Origin of the sequence: Sphingopyxis sp. C-1, from assembly GCF_001047015.1 — a bacterium.
GTDB lineage: Bacteria > Pseudomonadota > Alphaproteobacteria > Sphingomonadales > Sphingomonadaceae > Sphingopyxis.
Genome location: NZ_BBRO01000001.1, coordinates 518,347 through 531,970 on the forward strand (window position 1 = coordinate 518,347; position 13,624 = coordinate 531,970).

At 55.9% G+C, this 13,624-nt stretch carries 15 protein-coding genes; 13 read left to right on the forward strand and 2 right to left on the reverse strand.

The window, feature by feature from the left end; translation table 11 throughout:
• Positions 1-87 precede the first annotated feature (87 nt).
• From SC1_RS02355 to SC1_RS02420, 13 genes are all read left to right on the forward strand, one after another.
• Positions 88-462 carry a hypothetical protein gene (locus SC1_RS02355; RefSeq protein WP_062177072.1) on the forward strand — a complete coding sequence of 125 codons (375 nt, stop codon included), beginning with the start codon at positions 88-90 and terminating at the stop codon, positions 460-462.
• Positions 459-635, forward strand: coding sequence for a hypothetical protein (locus tag SC1_RS22040; RefSeq protein ID WP_156001342.1), 177 nt, complete (start codon positions 459-461; stop codon positions 633-635). Before SC1_RS02355 ends, SC1_RS22040 begins: the two co-directional genes overlap by 4 nt.
• A gap of 1 nt (position 636) precedes the next feature.
• Complete coding sequence (locus tag SC1_RS02360) at positions 637-918, forward strand: hypothetical protein (RefSeq protein WP_062177075.1); 282 nt, start codon at positions 637-639, stop codon at positions 916-918.
• Positions 915-1,346, forward strand: coding sequence for a hypothetical protein (locus tag SC1_RS22355; RefSeq protein WP_083435878.1), 432 nt, complete (start codon positions 915-917; stop codon positions 1,344-1,346). The genes SC1_RS02360 and SC1_RS22355 overlap by 4 nt, the downstream gene beginning before the upstream one ends.
• A 305-nt stretch (positions 1,347-1,651) precedes the next feature.
• Positions 1,652-2,350, forward strand: coding sequence for an adenylate/guanylate cyclase domain-containing protein (locus SC1_RS02370; RefSeq protein ID WP_062177081.1), 699 nt, complete (start codon positions 1,652-1,654; stop codon positions 2,348-2,350).
• Positions 2,347-3,270 (forward strand): TIR domain-containing protein, encoded by a 924-nt coding sequence (locus SC1_RS02375; protein WP_152682265.1) that lies wholly within the window; start codon positions 2,347-2,349, stop codon positions 3,268-3,270. Before SC1_RS02370 ends, SC1_RS02375 begins: the two co-directional genes overlap by 4 nt.
• Before the next feature lie 140 nt (positions 3,271-3,410).
• On the forward strand, positions 3,411-5,003 hold the full coding sequence (locus tag SC1_RS21750) for an adenylate/guanylate cyclase domain-containing protein (RefSeq protein WP_152682266.1): 1,593 nt from the start codon (positions 3,411-3,413) through the stop codon (positions 5,001-5,003).
• Positions 5,000-5,767 (forward strand): E2 domain-containing protein, encoded by a 768-nt coding sequence (locus SC1_RS21755; RefSeq protein ID WP_152682267.1) that lies wholly within the window; start codon positions 5,000-5,002, stop codon positions 5,765-5,767. The genes SC1_RS21750 and SC1_RS21755 overlap by 4 nt, the downstream gene beginning before the upstream one ends.
• 1 nt (position 5,768) lies before the next feature.
• Positions 5,769-6,272, forward strand: coding sequence for a Pycsar system effector family protein (locus tag SC1_RS02400; protein ID WP_062177096.1), 504 nt, complete (start codon positions 5,769-5,771; stop codon positions 6,270-6,272).
• A gap of 215 nt (positions 6,273-6,487) precedes the next feature.
• Positions 6,488-6,835: a helix-turn-helix transcriptional regulator gene (locus SC1_RS02405; protein WP_193749083.1), complete on the forward strand. Its 348-nt coding sequence runs from the start codon at positions 6,488-6,490 to the stop codon at positions 6,833-6,835.
• On the forward strand, positions 6,832-7,488 hold the full coding sequence (locus tag SC1_RS02410; RefSeq protein ID WP_062177102.1) for a hypothetical protein: 657 nt from the start codon (positions 6,832-6,834) through the stop codon (positions 7,486-7,488). Before SC1_RS02405 ends, SC1_RS02410 begins: the two co-directional genes overlap by 4 nt.
• Positions 7,481-9,040 (forward strand): Eco57I restriction-modification methylase domain-containing protein, encoded by a 1,560-nt coding sequence (locus tag SC1_RS02415; protein ID WP_062177105.1) that lies wholly within the window; start codon positions 7,481-7,483, stop codon positions 9,038-9,040. Before SC1_RS02410 ends, SC1_RS02415 begins: the two co-directional genes overlap by 8 nt.
• A complete protein-coding gene (locus SC1_RS02420) occupies positions 9,033-11,516 on the forward strand; it encodes a GIY-YIG nuclease family protein (RefSeq protein ID WP_062177108.1) in 2,484 nt (827 codons plus the stop codon). Before SC1_RS02415 ends, SC1_RS02420 begins: the two co-directional genes overlap by 8 nt.
• Before the next feature lie 99 nt (positions 11,517-11,615).
• On the opposite strand, the gene tcmP is transcribed toward SC1_RS02420, so the two are convergent.
• Together tcmP and SC1_RS02430 are read right to left on the reverse strand one after the other, a co-directional pair.
• Positions 11,616-12,776 (reverse strand): three-Cys-motif partner protein TcmP, encoded by a 1,161-nt coding sequence (gene tcmP / locus SC1_RS02425; protein ID WP_193749084.1) that lies wholly within the window; start codon positions 12,774-12,776, stop codon positions 11,616-11,618.
• Entirely contained in the window at positions 12,773-13,504 is a 732-nt protein-coding gene (locus tag SC1_RS02430) for a DUF5131 family protein (protein WP_062177114.1), read from the reverse strand. Before SC1_RS02430 ends, tcmP begins: the two co-directional genes overlap by 4 nt.
• Positions 13,505-13,624: the final 120 nt, after the last annotated feature.

Genomic DNA, 13,624 nt, shown 5'->3' on the forward strand with positions numbered 1-13,624 from the left:
GGTTAACTAGCTGCCGACTCATGACTCGACAAAAGAGAACAAAAAAGGAACAATGGGCAAGAGAGATTCGAGTCGGAGTGTGGAAAAATGGATACGATCGACCGCAAATATCGCGGGCTGGAGATTTGGGACGTCGATGACGTTGCACCCGAGATCAGAGACGAAGCGACCGCTGCCGCGTTGGCGGTGCTCGATCTACAAGGGGTGTCGCCCCTGCAAGCTCGCGTTGCGCAGTTCACGCTAGAAGCGATGGATGACAAAGGCGTCCTCGATCGCGCTGATCCGTCAGACTTCGGCCTCAATATGGCGCACCTAAATGCTTGCCGAGAAGCTGAAGGCGCTGCCCGCCGAGTGATTGAACGGCTCGCGCCCAACCGCGCCGAACCCTATCTTATGCTCGGCGTCGCGGAATGGGCGCTAAGCGAATGGCAGACCCACGATACGGATCCGACCAAGTTATGACACCGGGTCACAACGGTAAGCCAGAGGCGGACCGCATCGCCGATTATCTGGAAGGCAAGGCAGAGCGGTTCAAGGATCGCGCAGGGCGAACGGGCGACGTTGATTTACGCACTCGCGCCTCGACCCTGAACGCCGCTGCGTCGGATATTCGCGCGCGACTGTTTGACGACTGACATGCACCGTGTTGATCGCGATTATCTCAGCACCTGTATCTATGTAGCCATCAAAACGATGCGTGCCGGGAAGAATGGAAAAGGAAAACATCCAGTCCCCGAATTGCGGGACGACTGGAATGTGCAAAAGCTCGTCAGCGCCGTGCTGAACCAGGTGGACAACGACAGCACGTTCGTTTGCCGCGCCGGACCCGACCCCACTGACATCGCATTCGTCCCATCCTACTCAACCAGGAAATTCGGGATCGACGAGCCGTGGCCCGATGGTATCAAACCGCGATGATGTTCACACTCCTGCTTGCCGCTGCCATTGTCCCCGCGGGGCAGACCTTCGATTGCACCCCAACCGCGGTGTGGGACGGCGATGGACCAATATGGTGCGCGGAAGGTCCGCATATACGCCTCTCCGGTATCGCCACTCGCGAGATGGATGGAACTTGTCGTCCAGGACATCCTTGCCCTGCCGCCGACCCCATCACGGCACGCGATCATCTTGTCGGATTGCTCGGCAAGGCTAGCGGTGTGCGACCCACAGGTCACGTCATCGTGGTCGGACCGGTTATGCGATGCAGGTCAGCTGGTTCGGCCGGCGGCAATCGCACGGCCGCATTTTGCACTTCGCCCCGATCGGGAGATATTTCCTGCGCGATGGTGCGAGACGGCTTAGCGGCGAAATGGGATCGGTATTGGCGAGATCATCGTTGCAACTGACATCGGGCATTTGACGCTCCTTGCCGAAGAGCGCCTCAAGGCCAAAGGCTTCAAGGCGATTTTTGCCGATCCAAAATATGGATGCGATTTCGCTAAACTTTAGGTTTAGACGCGTAGCTCGACTTGAGCTATTTTGCATGACGAACAAAGTATCGACCATCTTAATCGGTATAATGATAAATGAAAGAAGCATTATCGCCTTGCTTTGGATAATAATAAGACTGTGAGTGCGGTCGGAAGCGGACCTAGTGGCGTGACTTCCGTGGTCATGAGACATAATTCGCTAACGAAGGAAAACATGCTGTATGAGCGTTGCCGACGATATCAAAAAGAATGCCAAGGATACGTTCGGCTCGACTTGGACTGTGCGGAACGGCACTGTTGTCCCGAGCGCTGCAGACCTAAAACTGACGAATGATGCCGTCCGCTTCGAAACTGCTACGGTGCTGTATGCCGATCTCGATAAGTCAACGGCCTTGGTAGAGGGCCATCGGTGGGATTTCGCAGGCGAGGTTTACAAGACTTTCCTCTACGCGGCGTCGCGCCTCATCCGAAACCGTGGTGGGTCGATCGTGTCGTATGACGGAGACCGCGTTATGGGTGTCTTCATAGGCGAAGCGCAGCGCGACAGTGCAGTCAACTGTGCTCTCGAGATCAACTATGCGGTGAAAAACATCATTCAGCCTCAGCTAAAAACAAATTGGAAAACCGATTATGAACTTGGTCATATCGTAGGAATCGACACATCTGAAATCCGCGCTGCAAGAACCGGTGTCCGCGGCGACAATGATTTGGTCTGGATCGGGAACGCAGCAAATTTGGCCGCCAAGCTTACAGCCCTCGATGAGGGGCGCCCGACCTGGATAACAAAGAGGGTATTTGATCCTTTACACGACAATCAGAAGCTCGGCCCGGAGGGAGAAGGCATCTGGCGACAGTGGAGCTGGACCGAGCATGATGGCCAGCCGATCTATTCATCGACCTACTGGAAGGAAATCTCGTGACGACACTCATCGACCGTTTCCGCGGAGACGCCGGACGAGAAAACCTATTTGACGCAATGATGCAGCAGGCGATCGTTTGCGGCAATCGCGAACTGGCCGCTGAGATCGCTGCGAAGGCCGAGCTTGTAGATGTCCCTGAAGGCGCTGCGATCATCACCCAAGGAGCTGATGATAACGATCTGTTCCTGATCATTGCGGGGTCATTCAAAATTATCGTCAACGGCCGTGAAGTCGCGATTAGGGGCCGAGGAGACAACGTCGGTGAAATGGTCGTGGTCGAACCAACTCAGCTTCGATCTGCAGACGTTGTCGCTGCGGAGGCCTCCTTAGTAGCCAGACTAAGCCATGCCGACACGACCGAACTCGCCTCGCGATATTCTGACATCTATCGTGTGATCGCCAGATCGCTCGCCCGACGCTTACTCGAACGAAACAAACTGGTCGGAAACCATCGCGAGAAAATCAGGGTCTTCGTCATTTCCTCCGCCGAAGCGCTGGAAGTCGCGCGGATCATTCAGAATGCAATGGCACATGATGGCTTCCTGGTGACACTCTGGACCGATGGCGTGTTCAAGGTCGCAAGCTACCCGCTGGAATCGCTTGAGAGCGCGGTAGATGAGTCCGACTTCGCCATCGCCGTTGCACACAGTGACGATATGACGCTTTTCCGCAACCAAGACTGGCCCACCCCGCGGGACAACGTCGTTTTCGAGCTCGGTCTCTTCATGGGGAGGCTTGGACGCAAGCGAGCAATTCTCATGGAGCCTCGCGAAGGTAAGATTAAATTGCCGAGCGATTTAAGCGGGATCACCACGATTCCTTACACCTATGAGCCGGGCAAAGACGCTGCCGCCCTTATGGCTCCTGCATGCAACATCTTGCGCGACCATATCAACGAGTGGGGCCCGTTCAACGGCTAGAACTGTATCGGCCGAAACATCCATTTCGGCATGATCTTTCGTGGAGCGATCTAGTCATGCGGCACCCGTTCTGGTAATGTTCTAATTATAATCCGGCCGCTGTCGAGTTACGATTCGCGGTCAACAGGGAGCTGCAAGCGATGGCATGGAGTGAAGACCGCGCCCGGAAAAGGATTTCCGATTTTAAGGCGAGCGTTCCAGAGGGCGACATTAAGGTCGAGGACTTCAGGTCTTTTCTGACCGAGGCTCGAGTGCAAAAGGGAGCCGCTCTGGACGCGTCCGCAAGAGCTGCATTGATCGACATCCCTCAAAACCGGGCGATCACCACCAATGCTGTTCATGTTTACGCCAACCTTATCGACTTCAATGATGTGCTGGTCGATGCGGGCCGGGAAACTGAGGCAAGTCACCGCCGCGCCCTAGAATTTCTCCACGCCCATTACCGTGGCTGCGATGAACTCATCGACGAGTTTGAAATGCAGCGGGTCGATTTTCACGGATCCCGGCTCCATGCCGTGGTCCTCGCTCCAGATGGGGTTGAAAACGAGGGCGAGCGTGTAAGGGTTGCGGTGACCTTCGCGGCGGCATTTCGCGAGATGGTGGAGCGCCTTGGCGAAGATCATCCCAACTTCCAAACCCGTGTATGTATCGGCATCGACAGTGGCCCCGCCGTTGCAATCGATTCCGGTCGAAGCGACGAACGCGAGCCGCTCTTTGTAGGCAGTCCGGCCAATCACGCGGCAAAACTTGCGGATGGTGATCAAGAGGGTCTAAATCTCAGTCCACGGGCAGCGGCTGCTATGGGCCAAAATCCGAGCCCGCTTGCCAAGAGTGTGATGATCACAGAGGATGCCGGATACGGTTATCTGCGTGACAATGTCACGACCGCGAATGTCGAACGGAGCGGAAACGAGCGGCTTGAGAAAGCCTATACTGCGGTTTTGGAAAGTCTCGACGCTCGAAAGAACGATGACGGCGGTGAGGCGGTATTCCGCTTCCACCACAAAGAACCGCCATTGAAAGACGTGATCTACGCCGACCATCCGCCAAGCAATGCGATACGGATAGATCTGGCTTCGATTTTTGCCGATGTCGATAACTTCACCGCCTACATCGATAATGCGATCGCGACGGGTCAGATCGCGCAGGCCGTTGCCAACCTTCATGTTATCCGTGCAGAATTGGGAGCAGTGCTCCGCGACGACTTCGGGGGGCGAAAGGTTCGCTACATTGGTGACTGCATCCATGGTCTGGTCGCCGAAGGCAACAGGATCGAGACTGACCAGATGGCAACCATGAAAACAGCAGTCGCAGCGGCTGCCGGTTTGCGGTCGTCTTTCGAACTCTGCCGCGACATGCTGCCGGGCATCGATAACCTCGGTCTCGCGATTGGGATCGATTATGGCACCACGCCCATCTGCCGGCTCGGAATGCGCGGTGAGGCAAGCGTCCGTGTCGCTGCAAGCCGGGCCACTTGTGTTTCCGAGGCAGAGCAACGGGATTGCAGCGGCATCGAAACTGCGCTGGGCGAGAGTGCATATCAGGCTTCACCCGCGAACATCCGTGAGGCTTTTTCTGTCCAGCGCAAAGTCCAGAATTTGGACGCGAACACTGCGGAAATTTTGCTGGGAACGATGCCTTCGCCGTATATCAATACCGGAGCGGAGCCAGATCCCATGCGGGCTCACGAACCCGATGCGGCGCCCCCGATGCGAGCGCATGATTACAGGTGAAATCCGCTCTTCGCTATCTGGCTGACGCCGCCCCAGTTTGGTTTTCCGTTGATAAGCTTAGCAGCGATACGCTGCTTGGCTCCGCCCGCGTTCGTAAGACCCCTTGGGAGAAGAATGGACTTCGCCTGCATATCTTTGGCAATCCAAAGCCGAAAGCACGCGAAGAGGTTCCTGGCACCGATCTGCCGATCCGATGTCCCGAGCGACATATCCAGGGAGATAAGACATTCTGTCTGGGCCTGCGATATATCGACGTGCGCAGCGCCGAAGATGCCGCCCAATGGTGGGAGCAATTGCGGCAATATTTGGCTTGCCAAGGTGTCGCGGCTCTAACCCGCATCTGGCCACCTGGTCATGCGCTCGATCATGGCGATGCAGGCAAGCATCACGAACGCGCGTTGAATCTGGCTGCTGAAGCTGAGGTGGAGGAGGAATATGCCGCCGCGCGACTTAATGAGCCCAGTTGGCTGACAAATCCCAAACTGCGCTTGTTCGACAAAAAGGGGCACCCGATAAACGGCCGGGCAGTCTGTCCGCGCGGCTGCCAGCGTCGCTCCCGCGGGCGTATGGTGAAGACTCTCAGGACTGACTGTCCGAAGCGCAAGATCCTGGTCGATCTCGCCTTCACGGAGCAAAAGCGCCGCGTGGCATTGGACGATTATTGGAAGCTGGTTTTTAGTGAGGGGACCCGCTGCTGCCGAACGATGCGATCGTGCCCGCTAGGGGATTTCGAGGATAATTCATTGGCACTGGGGGGAAAATGAAATGAAGGACATTGAGACGATACAGCGGCAACTCGATCGGGTGCTTGGTTTCTTCCCGCGCGTCGAAGCGCGCATAACCGGATTGTTTGGCGTGAACACGCTGATCCTGGCGATCTGTGCTCTAAATGTTTCGGCAGAAGATCTGAAGCTTTGGTATGTAAGCGTGCCGGGGGCGGCCTTCGTTGCCTTACTCGGCGCCTCCTACATCTATCTGTTCAAAGCCAACTTTCCCGACGTCCGAGGAGGCGAAGGTAGTCTCATCTACTTTGGCGAGATTCGAAAGCGAACGGAAGTTGGATATCGCGACGAAGTCATCGCGTGCAGCGATGAAAAATACCGCAATGATCTGATCGGTCAGACTTGGCGCAACGCCGATATCCTGTGCTCAAAATACGAAGGCGTCAAAAAAGCGATCATCGCCACAACCACCTCTCTCGTTCCATTGTTTATTTTCCTGGCGGCGACGGCGACTATCCATGGCCGGATCCCATTTTTCAAAGGTTGATCGATCGAGATTCCTAGGAGTTTCAAACTCTGTTCTACATCGCCTGAAAGCGGAGAGCGGCGCCACCGTGCGGACGGATCATGACGACATCTGCCAACCTGACGATCATTTTAATGTTCCAATACTTCGCGAAATGTTGTAGATTAACGTCTCTTAACTACGGAATGCGGACTCCTGCCGCTTGCGGGATCTGCGCTTTCGTTTCAGGAGGCGGAATGGAAAAGAAGAGGGCCCGGATGGCGATGAGCGCTCTGAGCCAGGAGACGCGGCTCGCAGTGTTCACACTGCTGATTGACGCAGGCGATGCGGGTTTGGCGGCAGGCGCAATCTCGGAAACGACGAAGACATCTCCCACGGCAATGAGCGCCCATCTTGCCATACTGTCTCAGGCTGGCCTGGTGAAATCAAAAAAGATTGGTCGTAGTGTGATTTATCGTGCGATGCCTACGGTTGCCAATGAACTGGCGAGCTTTCTTACCAATATCGGCGGCACACGGCCATATGCCGCCCAGCCGCTCGCTAAATCTAATCGCAATCACCTTGGACAGGACGCGAACGAATGAGTGCCCTCATTAAGAGCCGTCAACGGGTCGCAGATCATGGCGAAGTTTTCACGGCCGAGCGGGAGGTCAATGCCATGCTCGATCTCGTCAAGTCAGAGACTCATCGGATCGACAGCAGGTTCCTAGAGCCAGCTTGCGGATCGGGGAATTTTCTCATCGAAGTTCTTCGACGGAAATTGTCAATTGTCGAGGAGCGCTACGGCAAAGGGCAGCTGGAATTCGAACGGTATGCGATCGTTGCTCTCGGCTCCGTCTACGGAGTGGACTTGCTGAAAGACAATGTCGCTGAATGCAGAGACAGGCTTTTCGGCTACTTCGACGAAGTTTACCGGAGGCTCTTCGGTGATGCATGCCGCGAGGAATGCAGGGCGGCAGCGGCATATGTCCTGGCTCGCAATATCATTTGTGGCGACGCCCTGACCATGAAGACCGTGGGAAGGAATCCCGAACCGATCGTCTTCTCCGAATGGTCGCCCGTTAACGGCAGCCTCGTGAAACGACGCGATTATTCGCTGGCGCACCTCCTCGTCTATCAGCCAATGGATGGACCGAGCCTGTTCTCGGATCTCGGGGAAGAGGCGTTCATCCCGAAACCCGTCCGCGACTTTCCGCTCACGCACTATCTGAAGCTGGCCGAGGCTGAGCATGCTTGAGATCAATTACAATCCCGACGTCCTCAGTTGCCTGGCGAACCTGAGCAACGACGAGGTGTTCACGCCTCCGGAACTGGCAAACCAGATCCTCGACCAGCTGCCGGTAAGCCTCTGGTCAGACAGCAGCGCCACGTTCCTCGATCCCGTCAGCAAGTCGGGCGTATTCCTGCGCGAGATAGCCAAGAGGCTGATCGAGGGCTTGAGGGACGAATTTCCGGATGAGCAGGAGCGCATCAACCACATCTTCAAGCACCAGTTATTCGGCATCGCGATCACGGAACTGACCTCGCTGCTGGCGCGCCGCTCCGTCTATTGCTCGAAGAACGCGGACGGTCCTTACTCAGTCTGCTCCGAATTCGATGTCCCGGACGGGAACATAAAATTCGAGAAAGTCGATCATTCCTGGGAAGATGGACGCTGCAAGTTCTGCGGCGCGAGCAAAGAGGCGTTCGATCGCGGAACTGAATTCGAAACTCACGCCTACCAGTTAATACACACCGATCATCCGGAAGAGATTTTCAACATGAAGTTCGATGTCATCGTCGGCAATCCCCCTTACCAGCTCGCCGACTCTGGGTTCGGAACGAGTGCCGCGCCTATCTACCAGAAGTTCGTGGAGCAGGCGAAGAAGCTTAATCCGCGGTATCTGTCCATGATTATTCCTGCGCGTTGGTTTGCGGGAGGAAAGGGGCTGGACGATTTCCGCGAAACGATGCTGTCCGACAACAGGATTCGCAAGATCGATGATTACCTGAGCGCGTCCGATGTTTTTCCGGGCGTCGGTCTGAAAGGAGGCATCTGCATCTTCCTGTGGGATCGCGATAATCCGGGTGACTGCGAAGTAACGACCCATCTCAACGGGGTATCAGCAGAACCTGTGCGAAGGAAATTGCTTGAGGATGGGGCTGACGTGTTCATCCGCTTCAATGATGGTCTTTCGATCCTCAAAAAGGTGGTTCAAGTGGAAACTGGACAGGATAGCCGCCTCTCTCTTCCTCAGGAAAGGCGTTTCGATGGCCTAGTCAGCTCACGAAAGCCTTTTGGCCTGCCCACTACATTCAAGGGCCGGGTCAGAAAGTCCCAAGAGGACGATCTGAAGATTTACCAGAATGGCGGATCGGGCTTCGTAAAAAGAAGCGACGTGAATTCGGGAAGCCAATACATCGATAAATGGAAAATCTATACGGGCCGGGCGGCACCTGGAACGGGCAACAAGGATACATATCCCCACCGGATCATAAGCACACCATTTCTTGGTGAACCTGCCTCGATCTCATCAGAGACGTATCTCGCCATCGGACCCTTTGACACGAAGGAAGAGGCGAATAGTGCCCTGTCTTACCTTTCCTGTAAGCTGACCCGTCTCTTGATCCTCCTCCACAAGCCGTCCCAGGACACAACGCGAAAAGTCTATGCCTTTGTTCCAACGCAGAATTGGGACAAGGTTTGGACCGATGATGAGCTCTACGAAAAATATGGCCTTAACGACGAAGAGATTGCTTTCATCGACTCAATGGTCCGGCCGTTGGAGGTGGACCTAATCGATGCCTGACACCTTCTTCCCTCCGAAGCCCGATATCGAACCCAAAATCTACGCGTATCGAGACAAGAGCCCTGCATATGACGGTATGCTCAAAATCGGATTCTCAGCACGCGATGTGGAAGGACGCGTCGCGCAGCAATATCCGACGAAGCGGCCTGGCGATTTGCCTTACGAGATCCTGCTCGAGGAAAGCGCTGTGTGGAGCGACGGTGGCTCTTTCACCGACCGCGACATCCATCGCTACCTGCGGAAGAAGGGCTTCCGCAACCCGGCCGGCGAATGGTTCGAATGCGAAGTTGATGATGTTCTCGCTGCCATCCTGGCGGTGCGCGAAGGCATCGACAATGACGACAGCCGCACGCAAAATTTCAAAATGCGGCCGGAGCAGGCCGCCGCGGTCGAGAAGACGGCCAGATATTTCTCCAGCTTCCGGGATGAGGGAACGAGCGAGACGCCGCATTTCCTTTGGAACGCCAAGATGCGCTTCGGGAAGACCTTCGCCTCCTATCAGCTCGCCAAGCGCATGGGATGGAAAAAGGTGCTCGTCATGACCTTTAAGCCAGCTGTGCAGAACGCTTGGGAGGAGGACCTTAAGAGCCACATCGACTTCGAAGGGTGGCAGTTCGTGTCTCGCGGCGGGCTGTCCGAGGACGATGTTGATATGACTCGTCCCATTGTGTGTTTCGGCTCCTTCCAGGACTTCCTTGGCAAAAACTCGGCAGGAGGAATCAAGGCCAAGAACGAATGGGTGCACGCGACCAACTGGGACTGCGTGATCTTCGACGAATACCACTACGGTGCTTGGCGTGAGAACGCGAAGGAGCTGTTCGAGGCGGAGGGACGCAAGGAGATGGAGTTCGCTGAGGGCGAAGGTCTGGACTATTTCTCCGAGGAAAACATGCCGATAACTACCGGCGCCTACCTCTACCTGTCCGGAACCCCATTCCGTGCGATCGCGTCCGGGGAGTTCATCGAGGAGCAGATCTACAACTGGACCTATTCCGACGAGCAACGAGCCAAGGAGCAGTGGGAAGGCGATGACAATCCCTATGCTTCGCTGCCGCGCATGGTTATGCTGACCTATCAATTGCCCGAAGCGATCCGCGAGATTGCAATGCAGGGCGAATTCGACGAATTTGACCTCAATGCATTCTTTTCCGCCGAAGGCGAAGGAGATGAGGCCCATTTTAAATATAAGAACGAGGTTCAGAGCTGGCTCGACCTGATCCGTGGATCATACGAGGACACGGCAGTCGACGATCTCCGGTTGGGCAGGGAACGGCCACCAATGCCATTCTCGGACGCCCGTCTTCTCAGTCTCCTGTCGCACACCTTTTGGTATCTCCCATCGGTCGCGGCATGCCACGCCATGAAGAACCTGATGTCCGAGCGCCAGAACCGCTTCTACCACGACTACAATGTCATGGTCTGCGCCGGCAGCCGGGCTGGTATCGGTGTCGCCGCGCTTCAGCCGGTGCTGGACGGCATGGAGGACCCGCTCAAGTCGAAGTCGATAACGCTCTCCTGCGGCAAGCTGACCACTGGCGTTTCGGTGAAGCCATGGACCGGCATCCTGATGCTTCGCAACATCTCCAGCCCGGAGAGCTACTTCCAAGCTGCATTCCGCGTGCAGACGCCGTGGGTGGTCCAAAACCCTGATTCTGTCTCTCCGACTAAGCGGGAAATCGTGAAGCAGGAATGCTATGTTTTTGACTTCGCACCCAACCGGGCGCTCAAGCAGGTGGCCGACTACAGTTGCCGGCTGAATGTTGACGAATCGAATCCCGAGCGGAAGGTCGAGGAATTCATCCATTTCCTGCCCGTGCTTGCGTATGACGGGAGCTCGATGCGCCAGATCGACGCGGCCGGTGTTCTCGATATGGCGATGAGTGGAACGACAGCGACCCTGCTGGCGCGGCGCTGGGAGAGCGCCCTGCTGGTCAATGTGGACAACAATACCCTGCAGCGCCTGATGAACAACGATGCGGCCATGCAGGCGCTGATGAAGATCGAGGGTTTTCGTAACCTCAATCAGGAAATCGAGACGATCATCAACAAGTCGGAATCGGTCAAGAATACCAAAGCCGCAGCCAGCGATCGCGATCTTTCAGCGAGGGAGAAAAAGCAGCTCAGTGAGGAAGAAAAGGAATACAAGAGCGTTCGCAAACAGATTCAGGAAAAGCTGATCAAATTTGCAACGCGTATCCCGATCTTCATGTATCTTACGGACCACCGTGAGCGTAGCCTGAAAGATATCATTACCCAGCTAGAGCCTGGCCTTTTTAAGAAAGTGACTGGCTTGACGATCAAAGATTTTGAGCTGCTGGTCAGCCTCGGCGTATTCAACAGCGGGCTGATGAATGACGCAGTTTACAAGTTCAAACGCTACGAGGACGCTAGTCTGTCATACACGGGGATAAATCGCCATTTGGGCGCCGATATAGGCCTCTACGACACAGTAATTTCGGCTGACGAGTTGATCTGAATGTAATGTCTTGGTCCAGGACGTTGCCATCTGAAGATACTCTGCCCTGAGTGTTTCAGTGGACTGGAAAAATAACTGGATCGTCCGCACACCACACGCCTAGGTGGCCAATAGCTGATAGTCGTCTGACGGGACGCGTTTATTTGCCGCCCATCCGGTGAACCCAATTTCGCCTGACTTTTTCAACGCGGCGGCGATTGCGCCTGCATCGGTCTTGCGGATAGCGTGGTCCGCTAGCAGTCGGGGCCAGACCTTACCCCACCGGCTTCCGGGCTCCGTTTCTGCGATATGAAGCAACGATTGCTTAGCAGCCTGACGCTGGTCGTCGAGGAACTGGCGATGGGTCACGGGCGCAGTTTCCCAGCTGCTGTCGAATAGCGAGCCTTGTCCGGCCGTTTCCCGCCTTTGAAGCGATCGCTGTCCCGAAATCATCGACTGCGCTTCCAGCGCCTTGATCTGACAGTCCCGAAAGACGGCGATGCCCGGCGGTTCACGCGTGCCATAAACTAGGAAGTAGAAAGTGCGGTTGGTGCCAGGGTAGCGGATGTCGACATCAGCGACATATTTATAGCCGCCTACCAATTTCACCGCCTCTTTGAAGCATGCAAGGAAGGCAGCCTTACGCTCGGTCGGCCCCGCGGCGTCAGCAGATGCTATGCGTGGCCTCCAATCGATACCCGGGAGAAGGCGGTCGTAGACGTCGCCCAGGCTTGCAAGCGTCGTGAACCTGTTGGCGAAGTCAAACATGAAATTGAACACGACCTCGCTCTGGGGACGGGCCAGCAACGGGCGAAGCGCTTCGAGATCGAGCTTGAAGCCCTTGGGATCGATGAGTGAAAAGGTGAACGCCCGGCTGGGAATCCGCGCCGCGATCTGTGGGGCAACATTGAGGAAATCGCCGCGATAGGGGTGGACGGTGGCGTGAGGAAAAAGCGTTCCAATCGTTTCGAGTTCAGCAAATGGCTGTGTCTGCTTCTCGACCAAATGAGCCGTCATCCTGACGTTGCGCCAATGCTGGGGCATATCCAGCCAAGATTGACGAGCATCGGTCATGCTCTGCAGTGCGATGCCGAACGAAGTATCTGCGTAAGCCTCGCCTCCGCTCTTCCACGGTCCCGAATAGCCATCGACATAGACGACTTCGTCGTAAGCGCTGGCAATCTTATGAATCAGGCGCTCGAGGTAGTTACGCAGGAAATGGTGTTTGACGAAGGCCTGCTCGCGACCGGCATAGTGCGGCGGGACTTCGATATCGATCATGCCGCCGCCAAGATCGGCATCTCGTTCCATTCCCGGCCATCGAGCTCGCGCCCACCGGTCTTTGGTCTGATGCCGCCCCATTGCTTAAAGAAGAAGGCGACATGCTGCTCTTCGCACTGTCGCTGAATTTCCCGAACCCATTCAGGATTCATCGGCCGTGCGCCAGGCCCGCTCTCGCCGCCGACGATTACCCAGTGAATGCCCGAAAGGTCCATTCTGCCGACGGGGGCGATCAGCGGCTCTATCGATAGAAAGCGAACGGATGCCGGTGCTTGGCGTATATGCTGGATTCGCGACTTAGCCTTCGCATCCTCGACGGACGTGCCGAGCCAAATGTGCTCGGGCGCCGACCGTTCCCCGTAACGAGACTTCAGATAGTCCCGCATCAACGAACTACGTTTCGTCAGGACCTGGAACGTATGCCAATCGGCCCTTTCCATCGTGGCGAAGACCTTGTCGATAAAGCCACGGGGCACCTGCTTATGAAACAGGTCGCTCATCGAATTCACAAAGATCATACGCGGCCGACGCCACGCCAACGGCTGAGCAATTCGTTCTGGCCTTAGGGTAAGGTCAAAACCTGCTTCGAACGGATGGTTGGGCACTCCTCGGAACCTCTCCGAGAAGCGTTTGGCATAACAATTGTCGCACCCAGCAGAAATTTGCGTGCAACCTGTCACGGGGTTCCACGTCGCATCTGTCCATTCAATGGCGCTGCCGTCCGCCATAGCACTCCCTCAGAACACATGAAGAACGATGCCACAGTAGGAATCGGCTTGCAACGAACACCATGCGGGATCGCCCCAATATCTGACAGCATTCCGTGCCGGTTGGGTCACTACATGGAG

Excerpts from the sequence above, each read along its gene's own strand:
- SC1_RS02420 (WP_062177108.1), top strand. The coding sequence starts at position 9,033 with ATGCCTGACACCTTCTTCCCTCCGAAGCCCGATATCGAACCCAAAATC.
- SC1_RS02405 (WP_193749083.1), top strand. The coding sequence starts at position 6,488 with ATGGAAAAGAAGAGGGCCCGGATGGCGATGAGCGCTCTGAGCCAGGAG.
- SC1_RS02370 (WP_062177081.1), top strand. The coding sequence starts at position 1,652 with ATGAGCGTTGCCGACGATATCAAAAAGAATGCCAAGGATACGTTCGGC.
- SC1_RS02400 (WP_062177096.1), top strand. The coding sequence starts at position 5,769 with ATGAAGGACATTGAGACGATACAGCGGCAACTCGATCGGGTGCTTGGT.
- SC1_RS21750 (WP_152682266.1), top strand. The coding sequence starts at position 3,411 with ATGGCATGGAGTGAAGACCGCGCCCGGAAAAGGATTTCCGATTTTAAG.
- SC1_RS02360 (WP_062177075.1), top strand. The coding sequence starts at position 637 with ATGCACCGTGTTGATCGCGATTATCTCAGCACCTGTATCTATGTAGCC.
- SC1_RS02410 (WP_062177102.1), top strand. The coding sequence starts at position 6,832 with ATGAGTGCCCTCATTAAGAGCCGTCAACGGGTCGCAGATCATGGCGAA.
- SC1_RS02415 (WP_062177105.1), top strand. The coding sequence starts at position 7,481 with ATGCTTGAGATCAATTACAATCCCGACGTCCTCAGTTGCCTGGCGAAC.
- SC1_RS02355 (WP_062177072.1), top strand. The coding sequence starts at position 88 with ATGGATACGATCGACCGCAAATATCGCGGGCTGGAGATTTGGGACGTC.
- tcmP (WP_193749084.1), bottom strand. The coding sequence starts at position 12,776 with ATGATCGATATCGAAGTCCCGCCGCACTATGCCGGTCGCGAGCAGGCC.
- SC1_RS22040 (WP_156001342.1), top strand. The coding sequence starts at position 459 with ATGACACCGGGTCACAACGGTAAGCCAGAGGCGGACCGCATCGCCGAT.
- SC1_RS22355 (WP_083435878.1), top strand. The coding sequence starts at position 915 with ATGATGTTCACACTCCTGCTTGCCGCTGCCATTGTCCCCGCGGGGCAG.
- SC1_RS02430 (WP_062177114.1), bottom strand. The coding sequence starts at position 13,504 with ATGGCGGACGGCAGCGCCATTGAATGGACAGATGCGACGTGGAACCCC.